At 47.5% G+C, this 25,289-nt stretch carries 18 protein-coding genes; 3 read left to right on the forward strand and 15 right to left on the reverse strand.

The features are described 5' to 3' along the window. Nucleotides 1-4: 4 nt before the first annotated feature. The 6 genes from BLA28_RS30195 to BLA28_RS30220 all read right to left on the reverse strand — a co-directional run bounded on the left by BLA28_RS30195 (nt 5) and on the right by BLA28_RS30220 (nt 12,204). On the reverse strand, nt 5-3,373 hold the full coding sequence (locus BLA28_RS30195) for an ATP-binding protein (protein WP_069156525.1): 3,369 nt from the start codon (nt 3,371-3,373) through the stop codon (nt 5-7). Continuing rightward, nucleotides 3,339-4,172 (reverse strand): DUF4194 domain-containing protein, encoded by an 834-nt coding sequence (locus tag BLA28_RS30200; RefSeq protein ID WP_069155481.1) that lies wholly within the window; start codon nt 4,170-4,172, stop codon nt 3,339-3,341. The genes BLA28_RS30195 and BLA28_RS30200 overlap by 35 nt, the downstream gene beginning before the upstream one ends. Before the next feature lie 20 nt (nt 4,173-4,192). Next, on the reverse strand, nt 4,193-5,617 hold the full coding sequence (locus tag BLA28_RS30205; protein WP_069155480.1) for a Wadjet anti-phage system protein JetA family protein: 1,425 nt from the start codon (nt 5,615-5,617) through the stop codon (nt 4,193-4,195). Further along, nucleotides 5,614-8,310: a translation factor GTPase family protein gene (locus BLA28_RS30210; RefSeq protein ID WP_069155479.1), complete on the reverse strand. Its 2,697-nt coding sequence runs from the start codon at nt 8,308-8,310 to the stop codon at nt 5,614-5,616. Before BLA28_RS30210 ends, BLA28_RS30205 begins: the two co-directional genes overlap by 4 nt. A gap of 233 nt (nt 8,311-8,543) precedes the next feature. Then, the gene (locus BLA28_RS30215; protein ID WP_069155478.1) at nt 8,544-9,464 is read right to left on the reverse strand and encodes a hypothetical protein; all 921 of its coding nucleotides are present in this window, start codon (nt 9,462-9,464) and stop codon (nt 8,544-8,546) included. A gap of 163 nt (nt 9,465-9,627) precedes the next feature. After that, on the reverse strand, nt 9,628-12,204 hold the full coding sequence (locus tag BLA28_RS30220) for a PKD domain-containing protein (RefSeq protein ID WP_069155477.1): 2,577 nt from the start codon (nt 12,202-12,204) through the stop codon (nt 9,628-9,630). A gap of 270 nt (nt 12,205-12,474) precedes the next feature. Here BLA28_RS30220 and BLA28_RS30225 point away from each other — a divergent pair, with 270 nt between their 5' ends. After that, nucleotides 12,475-13,875: an IS30 family transposase gene (locus BLA28_RS30225; RefSeq protein WP_242880537.1), complete on the forward strand. Its 1,401-nt coding sequence runs from the start codon at nt 12,475-12,477 to the stop codon at nt 13,873-13,875. A gap of 426 nt (nt 13,876-14,301) precedes the next feature. On the opposite strand, the gene BLA28_RS30230 is transcribed toward BLA28_RS30225, so the two are convergent. Then, entirely contained in the window at nt 14,302-15,015 is a 714-nt protein-coding gene (locus tag BLA28_RS30230; RefSeq protein ID WP_050018471.1) for a helix-turn-helix domain-containing protein, read from the reverse strand. A 256-nt stretch (nt 15,016-15,271) separates the two neighbouring features. Continuing rightward, the gene (locus BLA28_RS33900; protein ID WP_169897323.1) at nt 15,272-15,445 is read right to left on the reverse strand and encodes a hypothetical protein; all 174 of its coding nucleotides are present in this window, start codon (nt 15,443-15,445) and stop codon (nt 15,272-15,274) included. A 146-nt stretch (nt 15,446-15,591) separates the two neighbouring features. On the opposite strand from BLA28_RS33900, the gene BLA28_RS30235 reads away from it, so the two are divergent. Continuing rightward, nucleotides 15,592-16,782: a PucR family transcriptional regulator gene (locus BLA28_RS30235; RefSeq protein WP_069155475.1), complete on the forward strand. Its 1,191-nt coding sequence runs from the start codon at nt 15,592-15,594 to the stop codon at nt 16,780-16,782. A 38-nt stretch (nt 16,783-16,820) separates the two neighbouring features. On the opposite strand, the gene BLA28_RS30240 is transcribed toward BLA28_RS30235, so the two are convergent. From BLA28_RS30240 to BLA28_RS30270, 7 genes are all read right to left on the reverse strand, one after another. Beyond that, nucleotides 16,821-17,471, reverse strand: coding sequence for a zinc dependent phospholipase C family protein (locus BLA28_RS30240; protein ID WP_069155474.1), 651 nt, complete (start codon nt 17,469-17,471; stop codon nt 16,821-16,823). A gap of 57 nt (nt 17,472-17,528) precedes the next feature. Beyond that, nucleotides 17,529-18,194 (reverse strand): zinc dependent phospholipase C family protein, encoded by a 666-nt coding sequence (locus BLA28_RS30245; RefSeq protein ID WP_069155473.1) that lies wholly within the window; start codon nt 18,192-18,194, stop codon nt 17,529-17,531. A 77-nt stretch (nt 18,195-18,271) separates the two neighbouring features. Next, nucleotides 18,272-19,606 carry a serpin family protein gene (locus BLA28_RS30250; protein WP_069155472.1) on the reverse strand — a complete coding sequence of 445 codons (1,335 nt, stop codon included), beginning with the start codon at nt 19,604-19,606 and terminating at the stop codon, nt 18,272-18,274. 96 nt (nt 19,607-19,702) lie between these two features. Continuing rightward, entirely contained in the window at nt 19,703-20,515 is an 813-nt protein-coding gene (locus tag BLA28_RS30255) for an alpha/beta fold hydrolase (protein ID WP_069155471.1), read from the reverse strand. Nucleotides 20,516-20,519: 4 nt separating this feature from the next. After that, nucleotides 20,520-21,161 carry a TetR/AcrR family transcriptional regulator gene (locus BLA28_RS30260; protein ID WP_169897324.1) on the reverse strand — a complete coding sequence of 214 codons (642 nt, stop codon included), beginning with the start codon at nt 21,159-21,161 and terminating at the stop codon, nt 20,520-20,522. 147 nt (nt 21,162-21,308) lie between these two features. After that, nucleotides 21,309-23,117 (reverse strand): S8 family peptidase, encoded by a 1,809-nt coding sequence (locus BLA28_RS30265; protein WP_069155226.1) that lies wholly within the window; start codon nt 23,115-23,117, stop codon nt 21,309-21,311. A 40-nt stretch (nt 23,118-23,157) separates the two neighbouring features. Then, the gene (locus BLA28_RS30270; RefSeq protein WP_069155469.1) at nt 23,158-24,066 is read right to left on the reverse strand and encodes a LysR family transcriptional regulator; all 909 of its coding nucleotides are present in this window, start codon (nt 24,064-24,066) and stop codon (nt 23,158-23,160) included. A 247-nt stretch (nt 24,067-24,313) separates the two neighbouring features. Here BLA28_RS30270 and BLA28_RS30275 point away from each other — a divergent pair, with 247 nt between their 5' ends. Continuing rightward, nucleotides 24,314-25,279, forward strand: a complete 966-nt coding sequence (locus BLA28_RS30275) for an ABC transporter ATP-binding protein (RefSeq protein WP_069155224.1) — start codon at nt 24,314-24,316, stop codon at nt 25,277-25,279. Nucleotides 25,280-25,289 lie beyond the last annotated feature (10 nt).

Genomic DNA, 25,289 nt, shown 5'->3' on the forward strand with positions numbered 1-25,289 from the left:
TATGCTACATCTCTTCCTCCCGTATGAGCTGGGCAAAATCCTTTTTTTCGAATTCCTGGATGGAAATACTCTTCTTGTTGGGATTGGCATAAACGAAGGTTTTGTCCACGTTTTCCAGGTAGTTCTGGATTTTGTCGTTGGTCGCGCTGATGATGGCCTGGAAGCCGAGTCCGCGTATCAGTTCAATACAGCTGGCCACTTTTTCCGCATCCATCTTGGAAAAGGCTTCGTCCAGCACCACCAGGCGGATGGTCGGCCTGCGGGACAGCTTGGGTGACAGATTGATGTGATAGGCCTGGGCAAAGCTGGCGAGCAGAGCTACATAAAGGGGGTTCTGACCCTCGCCGCCGGAATTTTTCTTTATCATTTTGCTCAGCCCGATTACCAGCCTTTCCTCTCCTTCCACGATCTGTTCCATTTCGAAGGATAGATAGGTGCGGTAATCCGCGTATTTCTCCATATTCTTTTTGGCTTCTTCCTGCTCCTGGGCGTTTGCCGTATCCGGAGGGATGAAAATACGGATCAAATCATTCATGAGGGTGCCGTACTTGTCTTCATGATCCATGGAAAACATATTGATCTGATGCTCCACGGAACCGGAAAGGGTGGAGGGATCGATTTCCAGAGATTCATCCATGAACATATCGTAGTATTCTCCGTCCAGCCCCTTGTTTTTCGTTATCTTGAACTGGTATCTGTCCTTGCCGAAATTCAGCCTGCGGATGATGCGGTTCAGCTCATCGCGGCGGATATATGCTTCCTTTATGGCGCTGCGGATTTTATAGATAAAGTCTTCCTTGAAGTGGTCAACCGCAATCCGGGCCTGTTCCATCGCCTTTTCTTCAAAATCCTTGATGCGGTCACAGGAAAGCTCATCAAGCAGGGCCTGGTAATCCTCATTTTTCTCACCGCTGGCGGAAAAGTCCCGGTTCGGATGGCGCTTCAGGTATTCGGAACGGATGTCCACAAGACGGTTCCTTTGTACCTCAAGATCCTCCTCAGCCTCCGTGATGGCGGCAAGCGCCTGGCGGATCAGGGTATCGTATCTGGGATTTTTCACCTGGGAGAAAAAGCGTTCCCAGTCCTCCTCCCATGCGGGGGAGGAAACCAGCTGTCTTTGTTTTTCCAGCAGTTCTTCGTTCTTTTCGATATAGGCGGCATCGTCCGCCTTGATTTTGTTTTCCCTGTCATGGATCTGGATTTTCAGGCTATCGATATGGCCTTCCAGAATCTTTTCTTTTTCCGCTATTTCCTGCAGCTGCTTCCTAAGAAGCTCCACCGAACCGGCGCTGAGCTCCTCCATCCTTTTTTCCAGCTTCTTAAGCTGTGCTTCTTTTTTCTTTTTTTCTTCTATATCCTGAAACAGCTCCACATAGCTTTCCACAGGGTCCTGCAGATATTCATAGCTTAACAGGCGTTTGGCCTGTGCGGCTGCGGCGGAGTATTCTTCCAGGCTCTTGTTCAGCTCCTCCAGACGGGCCTGAAGCTCCTTCTGACGCCTGCGCATACTCTTTTCCCCGATAAAAGCCCTTCTTGTATAGTTATCCGGGTTCAGGCGGCGCAGCTGGAAGTTCTGATACAGCAGGCAGTCCGCGGTAATACCGATTTTGCACCGGCGAAGCTGCTGCACATCCTCACACTTGATCACGTTTCCGAGGAGGAAATGGATGAAGGCTTTTACATAGGATTCTCTGCAGTCAACCTCCTCCGCCAGGGCATTCTCACGCACCTGGTATTCCTGGGCAGCGAGTTTTTCCGTATCCACAAGGGATATCCGCCAGTACTTTTTGGCATCCAGGCTTTCGTAGATTTCCATGGCTTCTTTGACGTAAGCCGGCTCCACGATCAGCGCCAGCTTGTTCCATGCCAGATAACCTTCTATGGCATTTCTCCATTTTTCATCCTTGATATCAAGCAAATCGGCGAGAATACGAACCGGGATATTTTTGCCGGTTTTCTCGTAAAGCTGTCTCTGAATCTGGCTTCTGGCATCCTCCAGCTCCCTGGGATAGGCTTTGCGGCCCAGCATGATTTCCATGAGATCCTTCTGGATGAGATCCGCTTCCTTCTGAAGGGCCTTTCCTTCCGCTGCCGCTTCCTGATGCTGCTTTTCCAGATCGGTTTCCACTTCCTTCAGGCTTTTTTTCAGCCGTTCCAGCTCCTCGCCGGAAATGGTTCCCTTCCGGAATTTATCCATATCCCATATGGTCTGGTTGGATATATTCTCTTCCTCTTCCCATCGTTCCAGATTGTCGGAGAGAGTCTTCCATTTCCGCTCACTTCTTTCCAGAAGAGTCAGGTTTTCTTCCAGGCTTCTCTGCTTGGCTTCCAGCTCTGCATATCCGCTGCTGATGAGCTGGCGGTTTATTTCTTCATGCTGGGAAGCATAATCAGCCCTTGTGGAAAGCAGGTTTTCCAGGCTCTCCTTCTGGGCCAGAAGGTCCTTTTTCCCTTCCCCGGCCCGGGTCTGCAGCTCGCGGATGACTTCCGTCAGCTGCAGGATAGTGAGCTTGTCCAGACGGTAACGAAGGCTCCGGGTTCTTTGTCGGCCTTCCACAAACCGGCTGAACTGATCCCTGATCCCTGTCAGCTCTCCGATTTCCGTCTGCGTCTCTTCAATCTTCCTGCGCATACGCCCGTAAAGGACCACGCTTTCCTGCATATCCTCAATATGGATATCCTGCTCCATACAGATATATTCCTTCACAAACTCTTCCAGCCGGATATTCATCCGGAACGGGATGGCGCGTTTGAAAAGCCTGGGGAACTTCTCCATATCCAGGCCCCCCAGATAGACATCATACAGATTCCTGCGGAATCGTTCGTTATTGGAGGTAAGAAACCATTCCTCACGGGTCAGGTTTTTCTGCAGGTAATTTTTAAGCTCCCCGATCGCCATGGCGCGTCCGGCGGTCCGGTAACCGTTTTCCGGAATTCCTCCTTTATGCCAGAAGAACAGGCGGCCGATTTCATTGGTGGAGGTGTCCACATCAAAAACCACACCCACACATTCCTTTTCCCCGCTTCCTGTCTGCTCCAGCTCCAGCGCGATGGTGGTGGAAAAATTATGGTTTCTTTTGTATTCCGCCTGGTTGTTTTCCCCGATATTGATCATGCCTCTCAGGTATTCCAGCAGGCTCCTGTCCGAATCATCCGCGGCGGCTTTATTAAAGAAGCCCCTTCCGTCCGTATTGGCATACAGGACGATCTGAATGGCATCGATAACGGTGGACTTTCCGCTTCCGGAATGGCCGGTAAAAAAATTGATGCTTTTATTTAATGTAAGTATCTTGGAATCTATGTAGTGCCAGTTATTCAGCGCAATTCTGGTAATCGCCTTAAAGGACTGGCGGCTGCTCTCCAGCTGAGGCATCCCCTCCTGCTGCTCCGCCGTCTGCGGTTCCAAAAGCTGTGCTGTCATCATCTGCGGTGTTTCCATCTGCTTTGTCTCCTTCTAACGTATCTTCTTCATCCCCGTTAACCTCGCCGTCCATGCCTCTCTCTTCCTCTGCATCGGTTTCTTCATCTATGCTGTCTTCTTCACCTATGATGCCCTCTTCCTCTGCATTCCCCTCTTCGTCTCCATCCTCTCCGAAGCTCTGCAGCAGCTTAAGGACATCCTCACGCATCAGCACCAGATTGATGCAGGGATAAATAATAATCCGGGTATTTTCTCCCAGTTCATCCAGGGCATCCATCAGTTCCACCATCTGGTATCTTTTCAGAAAGGCAAAGGCCCGTTTGATTTCCGTAAGGGAAGAAAGGCTGCGGGAAAGCCGGAACTCGCCCACCTTACCGTTCAATTCCCCGAAGGTGGTGACAATATTCACGCTGGAGGAAACGGCCGCCATCTGTTCATCATAAATCAGCTTCAGAAGCAGAAGGTAGATGGTTGCCAGCTTGGGAATCCGTTCTCCCATGGTGGTTTCTCCCGTCAGGTAAATGGTGCCCAGCTCCGTATTCTGTTCCAGGCAGATTCCTGCGGCGGCAAAATAATCCTTCAGAAAATCCATGTGCCTGTCTGCAAAATAGAAGTCCTTGTCGGCTACCATTCTGCCTGCTTTTTTATCGTATTTTCTCTCCAGGAGAAAAGTCTGGCGGAAGAGCCTTCGGATCATCTCCTGCAGCTTTTCCTGATCCTCCTGGGATAATTCATTTATATATGGAAGCATCTCTTTTTCCCTTTCTCTTATCAGTCAGACCGGGCCGAACCGCTGCCCTTTCTTTCCACAAACATCATAGCCGGATAGGTGTAGCGCTCGCCTTCCACCTGCTCTCCCGAGGTGACCACCTGGAACCTGCTGTTCTTGCGCATACTGATATCGTAAGCCAGGATCAGCTTTTCAAAGTCTTCCTGACAGGTTAACTGCAGGCTGCCCGTTTCCAGGACCCCATCCGTCATACGCTCCTCGATAAAGCTTTCGATCTGCTGCCTCGTAAACCGGTGATGTATCTTGTTCATCTGAAGGACCTCTTCCCGGGAAAGCTCTTTATTTTCCTCATCGGGAACCAGCTCTTCAGTAAAATTCCTTCTCCTTCTCCGCTTATACAGCGGATTATCATTCAGGATTTCATAGGCGGAAAGATTCATTCTCTGCGCCACAAGCCGCAGACGGTCAGCCTGCTCTTTTTCCTCCTCCGGTTCTCCCAGATGATTCAGCAGCTGGATGATCAGGCCATGGCGATCGCTTTCATCACTCAGCAGATAGTTCAGGCGGCTTACCGTGGCCCGCACATATTTGCTATGCTCCCGATCCATGTTGGCAATACGGTGTTCAATATCGTCAAAGCCCCTCTCAATCTGATCAATGAGATCCAGCACATCCTCTTCCTGCCTTCTTCGGTAGAAGCCCTCCGGCTCTTTTCCCTTTTTCTCCCGGGAAAGCTCCTGCTTTGCACGGATCCGTCCTATCCAGGCATCATCCTCCCGCATTTCCTTCAGGCAGCGTTTGATGTCCATTTTATATATATAGAAATTATCGCTCGTTTTCAGGATGTGGTACTTTTTATTCACCACTTCTTCCACATAGCCTTCCAGATGCTCCTCCAACAGTTCCCCGTAGGACTGCTTGGATAAGAGGCGTTCGAAAAATTTATCCATGTTATGCAGCATATCCTGAAGAGCCTTGTTCAGTTTTTTCGTATTTACCAGTGCCGTTTTCAGCATGGTAATATTCATTCTGGAATCATTTTTGAAGGAAAAAAGAGTGGCATACACGTTCTGAATATAAATATCGGTATCCTCCAGAGGCTGGTTGACCAGCTGATCGAACGCGCTGATAAAAACGGCCGCGTAATCCGGGATGACTATATTGGTGGTCATCGTCGTATAATCCTCGACTTTACGAAGCCATTTGGCCCGCAGCAGCCAGTTCAGTATCCTCTTAGGCACTGCTTCCTGGGCTTCTTCCTCCGTTTCCGTCTCTTCCTGCTCCATCAGCAGCTTCTGCTGTGCGCACATCTCTCCCAGAATCTGCACGCAGGCTTCCCTGCTCAGGAAAAAATTATTATACTGATATTCATCATCAATCGTCAGAAGGGCTTCCATATAAATTTCCCGGTTCACCGACCGGAAAAGCCCCCAGAAGGAGGCGGGGATATCATATAAAAATTTCAATTCGATTCATCCTCTTGTATCTTTTCAACCTGCCTGCGCGCTTCTTCGGAAATCGCGCCAAGAAGGTAATTTTTATCCATTTTCTGCTGATCCAGGTATTCTTCCCGGAGCCTGCCGCTGGCACGTTTCACTTCTTCCTCAAGCTCTCTGGCAGATAATAGGCGGCAGCCCTGTCCGCGGATAATAACCTGCTCCAGACCATCGGAGGTTGCCACGGTAATATCATATTTTTTCCCGTTTTCATGGGTGAATTTTTCAATATACTGATCCGCGGTTTCCGCCTCTCTGGTATATACCACATGAATGTTATGATAGTCAAGTACTTCCGTCACATGTCCCTGGACACGGTAAGCGTCAAAAACCACTATCACCTGGCAGCGGACAATCCCCTGGTAGTTGCACAGGATATCCAACAGCTTTCCTTTGGCGCCGTCAATATTTGTTTCCGCCAGCTCCCTCAAATCATCCCAGGCAAATATCACATTATAACCGTCAACGAGCAGATATTTTTCTCTGACCGCCCCTTTCCCGGTTCCTTTATAAACGGGATCCCCGGGCGGAGGGGTAGAGGGCCTGGTCAGCTTCCGGTTCCATCCGTCTTTTCTGGGCTGTTCCTTGTTTCTTTTATTGGCATGATAGGTACGAGCGAGAATTTCATCGATTTCCTCCACTCCCATCCATTTTTCTTCCGGTATTTCCCTGCTTTTCGGGGTAAGCCCTGCTGTCTCTTCCGGAACGTCGCGCTGCAGGATACGGCATTCCAGATGCATATAATCCTTCACCTTATCCCAGGGCACCACGAAGCCGGCCCCATGGGCACAAAACACCGAACCGGCGGGATTTTCCGTATCCCTCTCCGGATCATAACCGGCTTCTGCTATCACCTCTTCCGCATTGTGGCAGGGCCGGTAGCCCAGCAGGGTGCAGAAAAGACGGCCATAGCCTTTGGTGTAGGCAATCACTTCCTTCTGATAATCCCGCATGGTAAACACGGGGGCTTCACCAGTGAGGACTGCCATATCTTCTTCTGTACGTGGGGCCTCAAAGGTTCCGTGCATTTTTTCAATGTCGGTCATCGCCTTACCCACCATTTTTTCCGGCACCTCCAGCCGGAACTGATACCAGGGCTCCAAAAGGATGCTGTGAGCCTGCATCAGCCCATGCCGCACAGCGCGGTATGTGGCCTGCCGGAAGTCGCCGCCTTCCGTATGCTTGATGTGGGAACGGCCTGTGAGCAATGTGATTTTCATATCCGTTATCACCGAACCCGTCAGTACTCCTCTGTGATCTTTTTCTTCCAGATGGGTGATTACCAGCCTCTGCCAGTTCCGATCCAGAATATCCTCGCTGCAGTCCGTATCAAACTGAAGACCGCTTCCCCTTTCCCCCGGTTCCAGCAGCAAATGAACCTCTGCATAATGGCGGAGGGGTTCAAAATGTCCCACGCCTTCCACCGTATCCGTAATCGTTTCCTTATACACAATATTTCCCGCACCGAATTCTACAGCCGTTTGGAACCGTTCCTGAATCAGGCTTTTCAGGATTTCAATCTGAACCTCTCCCATAACCTGCGCCTGAATTTCCTGCAGCCTTTCATCCCATACAATATGAAGCTCCGGCTCCTCCTCTTCCAGCTGGCGCAGCCTGGGGAGCATCACCGGAACCGGGCACTCCTGCGGCAGACGGATGGAATAGGTGAGCACCGGCTCCAGTACGGGGGCCGCAGACGCCGCTTCGGCACCCAGCCCTTCCCCCGGATGGGTGTGATTCAGACCAGTCACAGCGCAGACGCTGCCCGCCTGCACTTCATTCACCAGCTCATATTTATCGCCGGAATAGATACGGATCTGGTTTACCTTCTCTTCCCATACCTCTTTTTCTCCCGCCTTCCCCTCATTGGTCAGCACGGCTTTTACCTGCAGGCTTCCGCCGGTTATTTTCATATAAGTAAGACGATTTCCCTGATCATCCCTGGCAATTTTAAAGACCTTCGTCCCGAAGGTCTTTCCATAAACCGGCACAGAAACAAAACGTTCCAGTCCATCCAGGAATTCATCCACACCGGTAAGCTTCAGGGCTGAACCGTAAAAGCAGGGAAACAGCTTCCGTTCCCGGATCAGGCGGCGAAGCTCTTCTTCCGGAAGCTCCCCTTTTTCCAGGAAAAAGTCCAAAGCCGTCTCATCACACATGGCACACTGCTCGTAAAAGTCCTCCGTAAAGCCTTCCCCAAAATCCACACAGCCTTCATCCAGCCTGGCCTTCAGTTCCCGTTTCAGCGCCTCCTTATCCGTTCCGTTCTGATCCATCTTATTGATAAAAAGGAAGACGGGAATCCGGTATCTCTTCAAAAGCTGCCACAGAGTCTGTGTATGCCCCTGAACGCCGTCGGCCCCGCTGATTACAAGGACTGCCGCATCCAGTACCTGAAGGGTACGTTCCATTTCCGCAGAAAAATCCACATGCCCCGGTGTATCAAGCAGGCACACGTCCATATTTTTCCAACGGAAGTTGGCCTGTTTGGAGAAAATGGTAATTCCCCTCTCTTTTTCCAGCGCATACGTATCTAAAAAGGCATCTCCGTTATCCACCCTGCCTATTTTCCGAAGCATGCCGCTCCGGTAAAGAATTCCTTCCGATAAAGTTGTCTTTCCGGCATCCACATGAGCCAGAATTCCTATCACTAATTTTTTCATATATTGTCCTGTTATCTGTTGTTTTGATCCCTGTGTCAGAAAATTCTATTCCATACAGCCTGGGAATGTTGCCCGTTCCCCGGTCAACCACTCCCTGTTCTGCTTTGTACAAACGGCTTAAGTATACCATAAAAAGAGAGTAAAAAACAGAGGAAGCTGTATCTGCCGCTTTGTACATACAGATACAGCTTCCCTGAATTGTCCCTTTCATCATCGTGATGAATAGCTTTTCCTCACGATATATGTTCTGCAAAAGCCTCTACTGATTCCGCCTTTGCCGCTTCTTTCAGCCATTTTCTTAAAACATTCAAATCGGACTCCCGCAGTATTTTACTGCGCAGTCCCTCCGGTATGTCCCCTAATTCTTCAAGCAAAGAAAGGATATCTTCTGCTTTTCCGGCAGCATTTCCTTCTTCCCAGCTAATCTGCTTTTCACTTGCGATATGGCGTTCCTCATCATATTCGGCTAAGATCATATCTCTTACCTCCGCTCTGTGGCCAATTAAAAAATCCTTTAAAACACCATCTCTGATACAGGCTTCCACCGCCTCATCCACGGCCTGTTCCAGCGTTTTCCCCTCAGCCAGCCGTTCCCTTATGCATTGAATGAATTTGGCATACTCCCATAATTTCCTGCATTTTCTCATCAGCTCTTTATTATGGCCCAGATTGATATTCAGCATAATCGCATGGCACTCCAGGGAAGGCTCCGTATTTTCCAATCCCGGCAGTCTGTAAAATGCGTCTGACAGCTTCAGTACCCTTCGATCCGGTTCTTCCCTGCTTCCATTATAAAAAACCAGATACTGAGGAAATGGCAGCTGCACCAGACGGCTGCTGTACAGATTTTCATCACGGCTCTCCAAATATTTCCGGTAAATATCCGCCAGATACAGGAACCCTCTCACCGGCATATTGGGTGAGTAAGTACTCTGATGCTCATATAAATTCAAAACATCATCCACTAAAAATGAAATATCGTTTTTAAAACCCATATATACCACATCCTCCAGCGTCGTGATTTCCAGGGCTTCCGGATCGGTATAGTTTGTGCCTCTTACCGCATTATATAAATCCAACAGTTCCTTTTTGCTGCTGAAAATCCAGCGGAACAGCCTGTCCTTATATTTTGCATTTATTTTTATTTCACTCAATTATTTACCTCCATTATACAATAATCTTGTTTTCCGATCAATAAAAATCAACAGTTCAAACATCTTATGGTATCCGTTGACTGCAGTTCCCAGGATTCCTTAGCGCCTGCCTCTTAGAGTATTTTCTCTCCGGCGGCATTTCCGAATGGGTTGCCGCAATAATTTAAAGACGGAAATCTAATTTACCGGATACTTCAAATTTTTTGAAAATAAGATTTTCCAATGAAATCATAAGCGGCTCACCTTCATGAAAATATCCCCATAAACCGCACTGCAGACGGAACTCCCCTGTTTTATACGAATCATAACGGGATTTGTAAAGGGTGATCTGCCACAGGTCTTCTTTTTTGCCGACAAAGAGAATTCCTGCAAAACCATAAGAGCCTTTCTCCTTTTTCCCATACAGAAATACCGGTCTGATATAGACGAGAAGTTCCAAAAGAAATACGCCGAGAAATACAGAAATTCCCAATATGATAAGGCAAAGCTGCGTATTTTGGAATCCCTTGGCCCGGCATCTTTCCGGCCAAAGACTGCACAAAGGACAGCTCTCATTTCCCTGTTTTCCGCATTTGTCAGTACAGATACATTCCTGCTGTCTATCCGTTTTAGTCAGTTTTTCCGTTTCCCGGGGACTTTCATTTCCGGACAGCCGCTCTTTTCCGATGCCGTTTTCCGCTTCTGTCTGTTTGTCCTCCGAGCCTTTTACCCTGTTATGTAAATTTAATTTCCTGGTGTTTTCCGCTTTTTTTACATTCTCTGTTTTGCCGCCTCTGCTGCTGATATCCGTATCAGGCAAAAGGGCGATCCCTGGCAGCATATCTCTTTCCGTTTTTTCCTGCGGCATGGAACAGGAATCGTTACTTTCCTTTTCTCCCGGACTGCCTCCTCCGTTATTGCCTCCCCCATTATTTCCATCGTCTCCTGAAACTGCAAACCTGCGTACCACAATTGTACTTTCCGATATGTTTCCAAGCAGGTCTTTTCCGTAAAAGGTATAGGTTCCCGGTTCGCTGCATTCGAATTCCGTATCTGTGCTCCATTCCTCTCCATCCCTGGAAATAGGCTGTTCGGCGAGTCCGCAGCCCTGGCTTCCGTCCGGCTGGAGATCCTGTGCTTCTACTTTAATTACCGCGTTCCCATACAGCCACACCTGCGGAGTCTGAGTCAGCCTGAGCGTGGGACCGGTGCGGTCAATATTGTTTACTGTAATCTCTTTTTCCGCCGTATTTCCTAGTGCATCCTTTCCTTTTATCAGATAGGTTCCGTTCTCTGTTATTGTAAATGAGTTCCCGGTACTCCATGTTTTTCCTCCGTCAAAGGAGTATTGGATGCTGCCGGATCCCTCCCCGCCTGCGTCATTTTTATCCCGTCCCTCCGCTGTTATACGGCATTCCTCAGCCCAATCCAGAGGAGATATGGAAAGGCTGAATTCCGGAGGGGTCGTGTCAATATTGGAAACGGATATTTCCTCTGTCGCTATATTCCCCAACGCATCTCTGACGGCTGCCGTCAAAGTAGTATTTTCTTTTATGATAAGCTCATTATCGGTACTCCACGTTTTTCCTCCGTCAAAGGAATATGCCTCTTCAGCCAATCCGCAGCCTGGTTCTCCGTCCGGCTGGAGATCCTCTGCGCTGATTGTTACCGTATTCATCAGTACATTTGCCTGTGTATCCTGTGCAACAGTTATTTTCGGCGCCGTCCGATCAATCGTACGGATATTTAATTCCTTTTCCTCTGTATTGCCCAAAATATCCCTGACCTTTATTAAGTAAGATCCATTTTCCATGTAAGTGTACGTATTCCCCTGCCAGCTGCTTCCGCCGTCAAAACTGTATGCTTCATCGGCAAGTCCGCTGCCTTCACTGCCGTCTTCCTGCAAATCACCGGCCTGCACGCTAACCGTCACATTATCTGCAGTCCATTCCTCAGGGCATGTAATGGAAGTGATCTCCGGACCTTTCCGATCGATATTGGCAACAGTAATGGAAACCGGCGCTTCCGCCGAATTATTATCTGTACCCGCATTCAGCCTGCAGGTATATGTCCCGTTCTTTTCCACGATAAATTCCGACTGTGACGAAGGGCTTCCATCATTCCATATATAGCCCTCCGATGCTATGGAAATATTTCCTTTTATTTCACAGGATGCACGGAGAGTAAGCTCTCTTGTCCACACTGTGGTGCCAGGACGCAGAGTGAACACAGCCACTTCCTCCCCTTCCTCCGCGCCGCATTTTCTCTCATAACCCAGCACTTCTCCTTCACGGCTGCAGTTTAAGGTATCAAAGCCGTGCGTACTGCTGTCATATCCCTTGAAACCATCCGTTCCGGGACCATGATGTTCCGTAAAATGGATTTGTGTATATTGATCCGCCGCGCCGCAGCTGCTGTGTTTTCGAATCACGTTCTGATAGATTTCATGCACCTGTCCATGGCAGCCGCACCAGGCATCTCCCTGAGACCAGAAACCGCCGTTTCCATGGACCGTCACCGTACAATTACCGGAACGGTAACAGCCATTCTCTTTGGAATGCTGATGTCGTATTTCTGTGTAGCAGCCTCCTCCTGTGTCTTCTCCTCCCTCATGATGATGAACAATAGCAGTGGACACACTTCCGTCAGACTCCGCTGCAGCCGGTAATTTTATCAGAAATGCACCCACGAAAATAAAAGCCTGGAAAAAGGCTGCCGTAAAAATACATTTTCTTATTTTTTTCCTTGTTTCTTTTTTCATTACTACCTTTTCTGACTTCCGAACGCCTGAAAAAAAGTATAAAAAATATAATCTGATCTAATCCGCAGACACTCCTCCTTTCATAGCATATTTAAGAATAAAATGAAAAACTGATGGCTGATACGCCATGATGCCGTATAGTTACGGCGAATGAATTGATTTGATAAGGCCTCCTGTAAACCAGAAGATGCCGTAAAGAAACTTTACCATAAATTATGACTGACTGCAAGCTGTTTATCACGAATATTTTGTCACCCCTAGAATGCCAAAGTGAATTCCAGTTCATATATCCTACCAGATTTAAGTTTGACACTCCTTCCTTTACAATGGACATTGCAGTATGTCTGTTGGAAAGGAGTTTTTATGTCCAAATCAATTCATACACAAAAATATATGACTCTCTCTGACAGAATCTACATCGAACAGGCTCTGTCTAATCATGATTCCTTTAAAGATATAGCTGCCGTTTTGAAAAAGGATCCTTCCACTATCTCTAAAGAGATTCGAAAACATAGAAGGCCTAAAGACGGCAGTCATTATCATCTGAAAAATAATTGTGCTCTGCTTTCCTCCTGCAATCGCAGCCGTATATGTGATGGCAAACTTTGCAATTATCCTTGCAAGCGCAGCAAAACCTGTGACTGCACAAAGCATTGCCCGGATTTCTTCCCTTATCTTTGTCCGAAACTCAAAAAGCCTCCCTATGTCTGCAATGGCTGCTCCAATCATGCCTGCCGACACGATAAGTTTTTCTATCGGGCCAAAGATGCGGATACTTCTTATGAACAGACCAAGCATGAATGCAGACAGGGAATTAATCTTACCCCGGAAGAAAGAGCTGCCTTAGACGAGCTTGTGACACCTCTCATTCTCAACGGACAAACCATGGATCATATTTTTACAGAACACAAAGAAGAAATCCCCTGCTCGGAACGCACTCTTTATCGTTACATTGATTCCGGTATTCTTTCCGTAAGAAACATTGATCTTCCAAGAAAAGTAAAATATAAACCACGCAGGCAATCTGACACTTCCGAAAAGTTAACGAGAGAATGTACCATCGGCAGAACCTACACCCATTTTCTTGAGTATCTCGAACAGTATCCTGAAACAAACGTGGTTGAAATGGATACGGTAGTTGGTCCGGAGCCGGGTAAAGTTATTCTTACCATGCTTTTTAGAAACGGTACCTTTATGCTAGCTTTTCTCATGGATAATACAAAAAGCGAGTCTGTCATTAACGTATTTCATTTTCTTCAAAGGGAATTAGGGACGGAAGTGTTTTCCCGCCTCTTTCCTGTAATTCTTACTGACAGAGGTTCTGAATTTTCTAATCCATGGGCTATGGAATGCGATGAATATGGGGAAATTCTTTCAAAGGTATTTTACTGCAATGCAAATGCACCTTATCAAAAAGGGAGATTAGAAAAGAATCATGAGTTCTTACGCTATATCATGCCAAAAGGAACTTCTTTTGACGCTATGACGCAGAAATATATAACCCTTGCTGTGAATCACATCAATTCCACGGCAAGAGGCAGTTTAAATGGCAGGACGCCATTTGAACTTGCCTCCATGCTGCTTGACGAGAAGCTGTTCAAACTTCTTCGTTTGGAACCGGTAGAACCTGACAAGGTTCTACTCAAACCCGCACTGCTTAAACAGCGCTAACCATTTTTGAAACAGACATACTGCACGACAACGGCATACTCTTTCAGTCAGACAACCGGAATTCAGTTTGATAGACACCCTTCCGGTTGTCTGTTTTCCATGCAGAAAAACAGACTGTTTCCCTAACTATCATACATCTTTCTATCAAAAATGCCAAAGAAAAAGTTGGCTCAACCCCGCATTTTCTTTGGCATTCTAGAATTTCATTTGTCACTGGAATTTACTTTGGCATTCAACCAATATTTTGTCACCAGATTGTTCGTTTGGCTATAGTTACAGTCCACAAATATTCCAGTTAATACCATGTCCGGCCTGTAATATTGATCGGGCATATCTCCTTTTACAAGCCGGACCCGGCTGATACAAAAAAGAACCTCTGAAACCGAATGATACCTTTTCCCGGCAGAACAGCATAGCTATCTGCCCTTAATTCATATCCACTGTTACATAAATATCCATATAACTCACGCCGTCCTTTTCATATTCCGATTCAAAGCAAGGCAGACATTTCCCGTCAGGCTTATGCTTTATCCCGTTTACCTCCATATAAGACATGATGGTTTTATAGGCATTAGGTATCAGCTCGAACGGATTATTAAAAGGTTCCGTTATAGTGATTACCGCATATTTTTCCTTTTCCTGGGCAACTGCTTCCATATCTTTACAGGAAGGCGTAAAATCCTCAGGAAGAATACAAGCCGCCGCATAGCCATGCATATGGAATACATTAACCTGTTCCTGTGAAAGATAGGGAAAATCCCAGCCTATAATCCGGTTTACATGTCCCCAGGATCCGGATATGCCGTTTTCTTCCGCCCATCTTTTCATATGATTGAGTGCATCCGTTTCCGGATCATGGCTGATAACCACATAACGGACCATTCGGAAAGCCTCCAGCTCCTCAATACGGACCGGGGAATAGGCTTCATTTTCCATATTCATATTTTCCCGAAACAGGCGATCCATGGAACAGGAAAAAAATTGACACAGTTCAAAAGCTTTTTCCATTTCCGGATACACTGTTTCCGATTCCCATTTTGATATTGTCTGCCGGGACACCCCCATCCGTTCCGCCAGTTCCTCCTGTGTCATTGAATTATGCATTTTCCTTAAAAATTGCAGATTTTTTCCAAAACTCATCTCTCGTCCCTCCTTTTTTCTGATATGGCTATTGTACCAGCTGGCAGGTATCTCCTCCACCAACCTGGCATATCTTTTTTTATCTTTTTGTCACTTTGAGGTTGCGCAATCCCGACACACAAAACAAACGCCATATATAAGGCCTTTCTTCAAAAAAAACTCCGGATCCAACGGATCCGGAGACAAATACACATTCCATATCTTATATTTACATTTTATTCCTGAATAACATGATACGAGTCCTGTACGAAAGTCATCACTTCCCTCGTTTTCTTCCGAACAGACTGCTGATTAAAGGCTCTCTGCCTGCGAATATTCTTCCGAAATTCTCACAGTTATAAAACTTCTCGGTTGCCACCCACTCGGGATATTCAACCTTCTGCTCAGACAGCATTACATTATTCATATAGTCCAGATCAAATGCGTTCATAACCCGACCTCCTTAGGTAGATCCCTGTTGTTTCTTTACATCTATACTATATATTTTCCTGGACTTTTCGTCTATAATCTGCTAGCCTGAAAAAAACAGGAAAAATATGTACTGCCGATACATAAGCACAGGAAAGAAGGATTATTATGGCGATCCGGTTCTGGGAAATTTATGAAGAGACAAAAGGAAAATATAAGCTGCGGATTTTGGCGGGGAAAAACGGGATGGATAATGTTACCGGCTGGGTTCATATGCTGGAGGACGAAACCATAATCAACCGGTTCAGCGGAGAAGAACTCGCCGTCACTACCGGAATGAAAGCCGGCAATGAAGGCTGGCTGCTTCGCCTGGTTTCCTCCATGAAAAATGCAGAAAGCACCGGAATTATCATCAATACGGGAATGTATCTGAAGCAGATTCCCGAGGAAGTTATCGACTGGTGTGAAGCTCACGATTTTCCTCTTCTGGAAATGCCCTGGGAAATTTCCATTACCGATCTGATCCAGGATTACTGTATGCGTATCATGAGCCAAATGCATAAGGAAAGACAGGAAGCCCTTCTTTTTGAACGCCTGCTTCGCGGGAAAGAGGTTCCGGAAGATTTTCTGGAGGACATCGGAAACCGATACAATCTGGACGGCACATTCCGGATTTTCTGCCTCCTGCCCAAATATACCGCGGAAGAAAAAGTCCTGTTCCGTCAGTCCGTGCTGAAGCTGGAAAACGTATTCGGCCTGTGGCAGAACGGAAGCAAAATCAGATTCCCTTACTTTTTAATAGAAGTGAACGATTTATATATTCTTGCCATAAATGATTTTCCTGAGGAAAAAGCGGAAGAACTCATCTGCCAGATGAAAAGTATTTTTTCAAGTTTCTTTGAAAGGAAGCAGCTTTCTCTGGGGATAGGCCCCGCTTGCCGGGGCATACACAATCTGAAGCAGGCGCTTGGGCGGGCACGGATCGCCGTACAGATGTCCAGGCAAATGGGAAGGCCTATTGTTGATTTTAATCAAATGGGTGTTTTCGGTATCCTTTTTTCCACGGAGGATCCTGATATTCTGAGAAGCTACGCGGACAGGCTTCTGGGTCCTCTGGAGGAATATGACAAAATTCACTATTCAGACCAGGGGGAAGGTATAGGCTATGTGGAGACCCTGCGCAGTTACATAATAAACGACCGAAGCCTCATCGGTGTCGCCCGGTCTACATATACCCACCGCAATACGGTAAATTACCGGATTCAGAATATAAAAAGGCTGTTGAACAATGATCTGAAAACCACCGCTGATCTGTTTCCTTATCAGATCGCTTTATGTATCCGCGATATGAAGCTTTAAAAGGATCGCGTCACCCCTGTACAGAAGCGGGCAGAATGCTAAAGCCCCAATACTCCGGCGGCATAATCCGACGCTTCCCTTATGAGCCATTCCGTCTTTTCCAATGTACAGTATTGGTTCATCTGGATATCCGGTGCCTCCTTTGGCTCACACATAAACGCCAAATCGTGCTGCCTCATTTTTACAATCTCCGGAATACCGATAATTCCCGGAATGGAAAGAGGCTCCGCCTTTTCCAGCGCTTCCCGGATTCCATCCCGCTCCGTCATCTGACAGGTCAAATACGTATTCATCCGCACCGATTCCCTGTGATATACACTTTCCATCCCCTGGCTGGTATCCACCAGCCCGCCCGACCTTAACGGTGTCCACACATGAACATTATTAAAAAGATCCGTCAATAAATGGACTGCATATCCCAGGATAAAATCCTTCTCCACCACCCCGGCCCATTGTATTACAAACTTCCTTATATTTTCTTCCCACAATTCATTGTTTCTTCCTTCACAGGTTCCCCACGGGATCCCGTCCGGAAGCAAATGGCTTCTGCATTTATACGAACTGGTATAATCCGGCAGATAATGCACCGCATCCGGTGCAATACTGCCCAGAAGAAATTCTTCTTTCTTTTCTGTTTTACTGCCCGCCGCTCTCATGGCCACGTGCAGATGTATCATCGTAAACGGCATTTTTTATCCTCTCATCCAGTGCTCCATACATTATTCATTACGCCATGCAATACTTTTTTATTCCACCAGCCACTTTTCTTCGAGCAGCCTTTGGGTCAGAAGTTCAATCGTATTTCCTACAAACAGTCCCATTTCCTGTTCATTCAGATAAGGATATTCCCTTTCCAGGTTTTCATGCTTTTCCCGATAAAAATCGGAAACATAGGCCCTTCGGTTATCCAGGGCATCCTCCGCAAATTCCTTCATAAAGGTATTGGTGAATCCCACCGCATTTTCGTATTCCAAAAAAGTACGGAAACAAGGATTCTTTTTCAGGAACAGATGATCCAGATCATACCAGTCCTCTTTTAACTTCCATATAGCATCCTTATCCTTTTCAAACAATTCACTGAAACGCTGCATGGAAGGGTCAGTAATCTTTTCCTTCCACAGCACATCCGTCAGCAGATGTACATAATAACCCAGAAAAAATGATTTTTCCTTTTCCGAATAACCTACCCACAATTCTTTATTCATATATTTATCACGGAATAAAGGAACTGTAATTTCTCCGTCTGTCTTGAAATGAGAGACATTGGTATTCGGCGTAAATACCGACCAGTCTTCATTCGGCACTCCGCTGTCAGGAGCTATATTCCCCATAATAAATTCCTGTCGTTCCAGTTTGGGGATTTCTTTCATGATTCCGTCCGCAATTCTTAAATGAACCATCCAGGTTGCCATGGCGCTCTCCTTTGTACTTTATCCATTTTTGTCTGCCCGGTACAGCATTCCTGAAACTCTATGCCGGGATATTGCCATTATGGCTTTTCCACCGTCCCAATAAACACCGGCAGCTTTGTATTCTCATCCACAATCGCGTAAAGAAACGGCCTGTCCAATATAACCTTCTCCATTTGCATCATAGCACCCTCCGCCAGCATTTCCACCACGGTAGCCGCTCCCGCCTTCGTTCCCAGCTCATCCACATCAATATGTGTCTTGTGAATAACCCTGTCAATATGAATCGTCAGGTCTCCGCAGCTTCCGATCCCTGAAAAATCCGCCAGGTCCGCGTCAAAAGCCAGAGGCATCCCCATGCCGGACAGGATTTCCGACAGCTCCAGGCTTGTGTCCGCCTTGAATTTCGGCATCCCCGCGGAAACAGCCGTCTGCTCTTCCTCCTCCATCAAACGTAAAAATCCTTCACCGCTCATCTGTTTTAAATAGTCTTCCAAAGCCAGGCCTTCCTCCGGCAAAAGCGCCACGAATGAATAACCTGTTACATATGGCTTAACAAACCCCGTCGAATGCTCATCCTTAAGAAATCGGGATTCTTCCGAATACATCATGGGAACCTCAGCTTCACTTCCGTCTTCCGGATAAAAGTCTGTATCATGAACCTGATAGCTTTCATAAGGCTTTTCCCATTTTCCGTCAAAAGCCACCGCATTGACAAGATACATAATCGCCGCCTCCGGTATCTTATCCAGAATATTGGTTATCATCCCGTCCGTGTTCTTTTCCACCCAGCCATTCAAATCTTTAAGCGTTGTCTGATCAAAAGGCGCTCCATAAATCTGAGCCTTCCATTCTTTTGCATTCTTTTCCAAAAACTCCTCATTCGGGACAAAATCCTCATTCCTGTTGTTAAACCAGATGGAATTGGCCATGCTCATTTGACCGCCCTTTCCGTCCGGCAGCTGTCTGCACCAGGATAATAATTCTTTTCTCCCCTCTTCCGGATCTATTCCGGGATACATGGTTTCTCCCATCTGCCGGAGCGTATCCTTTCCGGCTCCTCCCCGGGTCATTTCCAGCGCTGTCAGCACGGAAAGAGGGGATACCATGGTATTGCTTCCCCGGGAAGCCTTATCTTCCTCTCCGCCCTCCGTTTTTTTCTGTTCTCCGGAAGTTCTGCTGTCCCGCAGCAGCTGAAGGGAAAAATCGAGATAGGATATGGCAAATGCCTCCTCTATTGGTACATCCTCCTGCGAAGCCGCTTCGCTGCGGTACTTTGATGTAAGATCCTCTGTGGAAGAAGAAACAGCCTCCCCATTCCCGCACGCCATACCGACAGCTGCCATACATAATGCCAGAGATACCGCTGCCAGGCGGCGGAACTTTTTTTTCTTTTCAAATTGTGTCTTTTTCATAACCGTCCCCTTTCTGTAAAAAGACTCCCCCTCTCCTATTATAATGGCAGTCAAAACCCTGTGTCCACTTCATTTCCTTTTTTATTTCATCAGCCTTTATTTCATCAGATAACGGATAACTCTGTCATTAAAATCCTCTGCTTCTTCATAGGCGGCATGTCCCAGGCCTTGATACATGATCAATTCACTTTTATTTATTTTTTCATTTAGTTCAACAGATGCATCAGCCCCTGCGATTTTGTCACAGCTGCCTCCTATAACCAATGTGGAACACTTTATTCTATCTAATTCGGATCGGGCATCATGCCGGAGACAGGAATCCGCCTGAATAAGAAATCTTTCAAAATCTTTCGGTTTTCCAATCCTCCCGAGAATCGGATAAAAAACACGGTATTTTTTCAGATATTCAGCCGAATATGAGTTTTCCGCCGTATCGATCATTAAATTCTTATACTGCCCTTCTTCCGCCATCTTCTTCCAGCCATTGACCGTTTTCCGCATGTTTTCATTTGGCCCCGGAAGAGTGACTGCCAGCACAAGCTTTTCAACCAACTCCGGATGATCCACGGCAAGATACTGGGCTATCATCCCTCCCTGCGAGACTCCCATTACATATGCGTTGGAAATCCCCAGTGTTTTCATAGCCTCCGCCTGATCTTCTGCCATATCCCTTGTAGAGTAATTTTCTGTCAGGCTGTTCTTTCTGCTGAATATGTATACTTTGAACTGTTCCGCAAACTTTTTATAATTAATTGCAAAAATAACTGCCTGCAGCTGTCCATGGACAGGGGCCAGCCCGTCGCCTAAGCCCGGTAAAATAACGAGAGGTTTCGTACCTTTTCCAAACATAATATAGTTCATAGTATCATTTTTCAGAACTGCCTTGCAGCAGCGGGCCCCATAAAACATAATTTCACCTCTCCTTTTCTCCGGTAAGAATGCCTGACTTCAGAAGCTCCATATAATCACTCAGACTTTTTATATAATCATGCTGCAGCCCGCCGAAATCCATACCCTCCTGCAGCTCAATACGTGTATTAAAATCCTCATTAAATCCTTTAAGAAACCATTTCAGGATATCTGCCGTTTTTTGCTTATCTCCGCTGAGCATTGATACATCGATATCCTCCAGCAGGCTATCATAAATATCCTGCCCTTTCAGGCGGTACCGTTCCTCAACCTTTTGGCAGACTGCCGTGTCTTTCCCCGCCGACGCATCTATAATCAGCCTGCCCTTTTCCGGATTTCTGATATACCAGGAAAACTCCAGTTCAGCATACTTGATTATTCTGTCAAATAACTCTTCCGGAAGCGCCTTACTCCCTGGTTCCAAATATTCCGTCAGTTCCTGAATCACACAATCAAGTACATAGAAATAAAGTTCTTCCTTATTCCGAAAATACTGAAACAGGCTCCCTTTGCTGATACCGGCATTCCGTATCATTCTATTGGTGGAGCTGCCAGTATATCCATATTCGGAAAACTCTGTTATACAGGCGGCTATAATCCTTCTGCGCTTTTCTTCACTTAACTCTTCAAAAATTTTAGCAGGCATAAATTTATTTTCTCCTCTAATGACCACCTGGTCATCGGTATTATTATATACAATACTTATCATACCGTCAATGTTATTCAAAGGATTATAAAAGATAACTCCGCCGCTGGTACAAATCATGCCTGCTGATGGCGTTTTGGGCCCACCTTATCCAGGAAAGCTGTCATTCACGCACAAAGCCCCATACCCCGTCCTGTCATTCGGATAAGTTCTCTCCCCGCGCACATTCCTTGCTCCCCTTCTTAGAAAAGCCTTCAGCTTTTCCCCATACAGATAAGGATCCTTTCCTCTTACGATCCCCCATTCCATCATCAGCGCCGCAGCCCCCGTCACCAGAGGGGTTGCAAAGGAGGTTCCCGTATAAGACTCGTAGCCGCCACCTGCTCTTGCCGCCATAATATTCACACCCGGAGCCGCTATATCCGGTTTGGTATTCGGGAAGCCCGGCATCTCCTCCATACTCAGCACACCCCTTCCTGAAAAATCCGCATAGGCGTCATAAGCTCCCTGAATCGCCCCCACGGTAATCAGTTTCCCCGCCGTGGAAGGAATGGTGAGCGTCAGCTCCGGTGTGGGGGCAAAAAAGCGGGTATCCTCCGACCTCACGGCCTGCCCAGGCAGATACAGCTGATATTCTCCGGTAAGGATATTGACCGGATCCAGCAAAAAGGCCCATACTCCTGCATTGATATAATTTTCCACCGGCAGAAAATCAAAATAGATCTCCTGATTCACGGAATAAGGGGAGGGTTCCCCCACATAAATCAGAATCTGGGTCTGCTCAATGACAAGCTCGGTTTTTCCGGGCTGATCCATCGGCACCACGGCCTGGCTTCCGGAAGGGGCCTGAAGAGTAATCCGGAAACTGTCCGCAAAATTTTTCCACAGCTGTACATTGACTGTGCTTTCATAATTTCCCACCGCCAGTTCTACCGTCTGCCTTCCCCCTGTCTGCCCCGTTGTGCCCATCGTACGTCCTCCCGGAAGCCGTCCGGAGGTATGGCCTGCCGCAGCCCCTTCATTGCCGCTTCCGGCGCAGATCACATTTTTCCATACTTCGGAGGCATTATCCATAAACCGTTCCAGAAGAGAGGAGCCGTCATGCGCGCCATAGCTGTTTCCAAAACTCAGATTCACCGCCAGAGGCATCCCCAGCTCCTGTGCCTTTCCCAGAGCGTAGGTGATCCCCCGCATCAGCTGTGTCGTCCGCGGATAGGAACCGCTTCCCGCCTGCCCCAGCTTCACAATAAGAAGGGAAGAGCCGGGAGCCGCTCCCGTATAGCGGGCATTGGTATTGCTTCCCGCCGCAATGGCCGCCACCGCCGTCCCATGCCCCGAAACATCAATGCTGGGCACGAGCTGAAAGCCTTCCCGCTCTCCCGCCTCAAGCGCCTGATTAATTTGTTCCTGTGTAAATTCCACTCCCGAAGAAAATCCTTCCGGAGGCAGGAATCCTTTTTCCGCATCCGGTATAAGGGACTGATCCCACAGATAAAGGATTCTGCTCCCCGCACTGTTTCTGAAATCCGGCAGAGTATAATCAATCCCCGAATCCAGCACGGCCACCAGGCATCCCCTGCCTGTCAGGTTTCCATTTCCCGCGGCTTCCCTTTCCACATAAAAAGAACCGGCTGCGGGAAAGCAGGACTGCTGCTTGGCAGCATACACGTTATATATCAATTCCTTAGGCTTTTCCACATACTCAATTTCATCCAGAGCGGTGAGCGCCGGTATCAGGCTTTCAGGAATGGTGATAATCGCATAGCCTGCAAGAAGAATCTCCACCTTGATTCCCTCATCTGCCAGACGGCTTATGTCTCCATGAAACTTTACTATCAGTTCCCACGTTTTATCCTCCCTGTCAAAGCCCACATTCAATATCCGTGATTTTTCCCGCTCCTCCATAGTAGAATCCAGACTCAGGTTCAAAAGGTTCTCCAGCTTCTGTGAATTCATGACATCCTCCCATAACACCGGCTTTGGTCTTACTCCTAGGTTATGAGCTTTTTCCGGTATGTTTCCAATTTCCCACACACTCCAGAAAACGTTCCGTCGCCGGAGGCCTGTAATACTCCTTATGGCAGATCAGCACAATCTCCTTTCGCAGCTCAGTCCCCGGTACGGAAAGCACTCCGATTCCCTGCTCATCTTCCTCCAGAAAAGAAGCCGGCACCATGCTGATTCCCGCTCCCCTGCGCACCAGCTCCTTCATAATAAAAATATTATCGGCAGTTATTGTATTTCGGAATACCATCCTTTCCCGCTCCAGGAATGCTTCCGTCATTTTCCTCGTAGAAGATTCCGGTGAATGATGTATAAAAGGAAACTGCCCCAATCCCCGGTAATCCGCCTCCCCTCCGCCATATGGCTCCATGAAGCTCTTCAGCGCCATCGGATATATCAGCACCAGATTGTCCTCCCTGATTTTGCGCACCTCGAAGCAGGAAGGCAATGAGCCGGTTACGGATACAAAAGCCAGATCCAATTCCTTCTCCTGGGTCTTACGTATTATTGTCCGCGCCGAACCGGACTCCAGCTGCACATGTATCCCCGGGCAGCTCTCCCGGTATTTCCCAAGTATTCCCGGCAAAAGCGCGATACCAGGCGATAAAGTCGTCCCGATATGAATACTCCCTTCCCTGCACTCTTTATATTCCTGCGCCTTTTTCTGAAGGTTTGCCTCCATCTGCACGATTTCACCGGCATAAGAAGCCAGATTAAGCCCCGCGTCCGTAAGCGCCACACGATGATCCTCCATCACATATAAAGGCACCCCCAGCCCTTCTTCCAGCGATTTCAGATGAAAAGAAACCGTCGGCTGGCTCATTCCCAGCTTTCTTGCAATTTCCGACAGCTTATCCCCCTGACTCAGCAGTACAAGAATCCGATACTTATCCACATTCATTCCCATTCCTCCCTTTCTCTTTTTCCTTGAGCCCCGGTACATCCGGCAGCTGCGGTACCATCGCCTCCGAGTATAGAAGAATTCTATGGAAATTAACAGATACTGACAGAATATCTTACATTCTTTTTACAGGTCTTTGACAAAAGGACGGTGGCTTACCTGAGAAAGATTCTCTACAATAAAACCGAGCTTAAAGCTGCAGGGCCTTCCGGCGGCCGAATAATCCAGCCGGAGAAATGGAGTTGTTATGAAAATCACCCTGAAACATATTACCAAATCCTATGGGGATAACCCGGTGCTAACCGATATCAGCCTTGTCTTCGAAAGCGGCCGCTTTACCACGCTTCTCGGTCCTTCAGGCTGCGGGAAAACAACGCTGCTGCGCATCATTGCAGGACTGGAAACTCCTGATGAGGGGGAGATTTACTTTGATGATACCTGTATTTTTTCTTCCTCCTCCCGCCTGTGTACCCCTCCTGAAAAAAGAGGCCTGGGATTCGTTTTCCAGGATTTTGCCCTGTGGCCCCATATGACCGTATTTGAAAATACAGCCTTCGGCCTGCGTGCCAGAGGACGGACAAAAGGTCTTGAGGAACAGGTGATGCAGGCGCTTTCCGACGTACGCCTCACCGGCTTTGAAGATCGGTATCCTCACCAGCTTTCCGGAGGACAGCAGCAGCGGGTGGCTTTTGCCAGGGCGATCGCCATTCATCCCTCCTGTATCCTTTTCGACGAACCCTTCAGTGCCCTGGATGCCGGCCTGCGGGAAGAAATGAGGAGCGAGGTCAGAAGCCTGGTATCCCAAAAGAATATCACTTCCATTTTTGTAACCCATGATCAGCTGGAGGCCATGGAAATATCCGACTCCATCATCGTCCTGGATAACGGCCGGATTCTCCAGCAGGGCCGCCCGGAGGATATCTACTGCTCCCCTTCCCGAAAGGAAGTCGCCGGTTTTGTGGGACACGCCAACTGGCTTGACGATTCCAGCATGGTCCGGCCGGAAAATATAAGAATCGACGAACTGCATACCCCCGGCCCCGATTATGTCTATATGAAGCTCCCGGTAACCTCGGTACAGTTTCTGGGCGAACATTACGAAGTGCAGGTTATGAACGGCAGATTTCCCTGGCGGATACCTGCAAGGCAGAAATACACGCCGGGAACAGAAATTTCACTGTCAATCAACAGAAACCACATTATACATTTTTAGTAAAGAGAGG

The organism is Eisenbergiella tayi (assembly GCF_001881565.1).
Taxonomy (GTDB): domain Bacteria; phylum Bacillota; class Clostridia; order Lachnospirales; family Lachnospiraceae; genus Eisenbergiella; species Eisenbergiella tayi.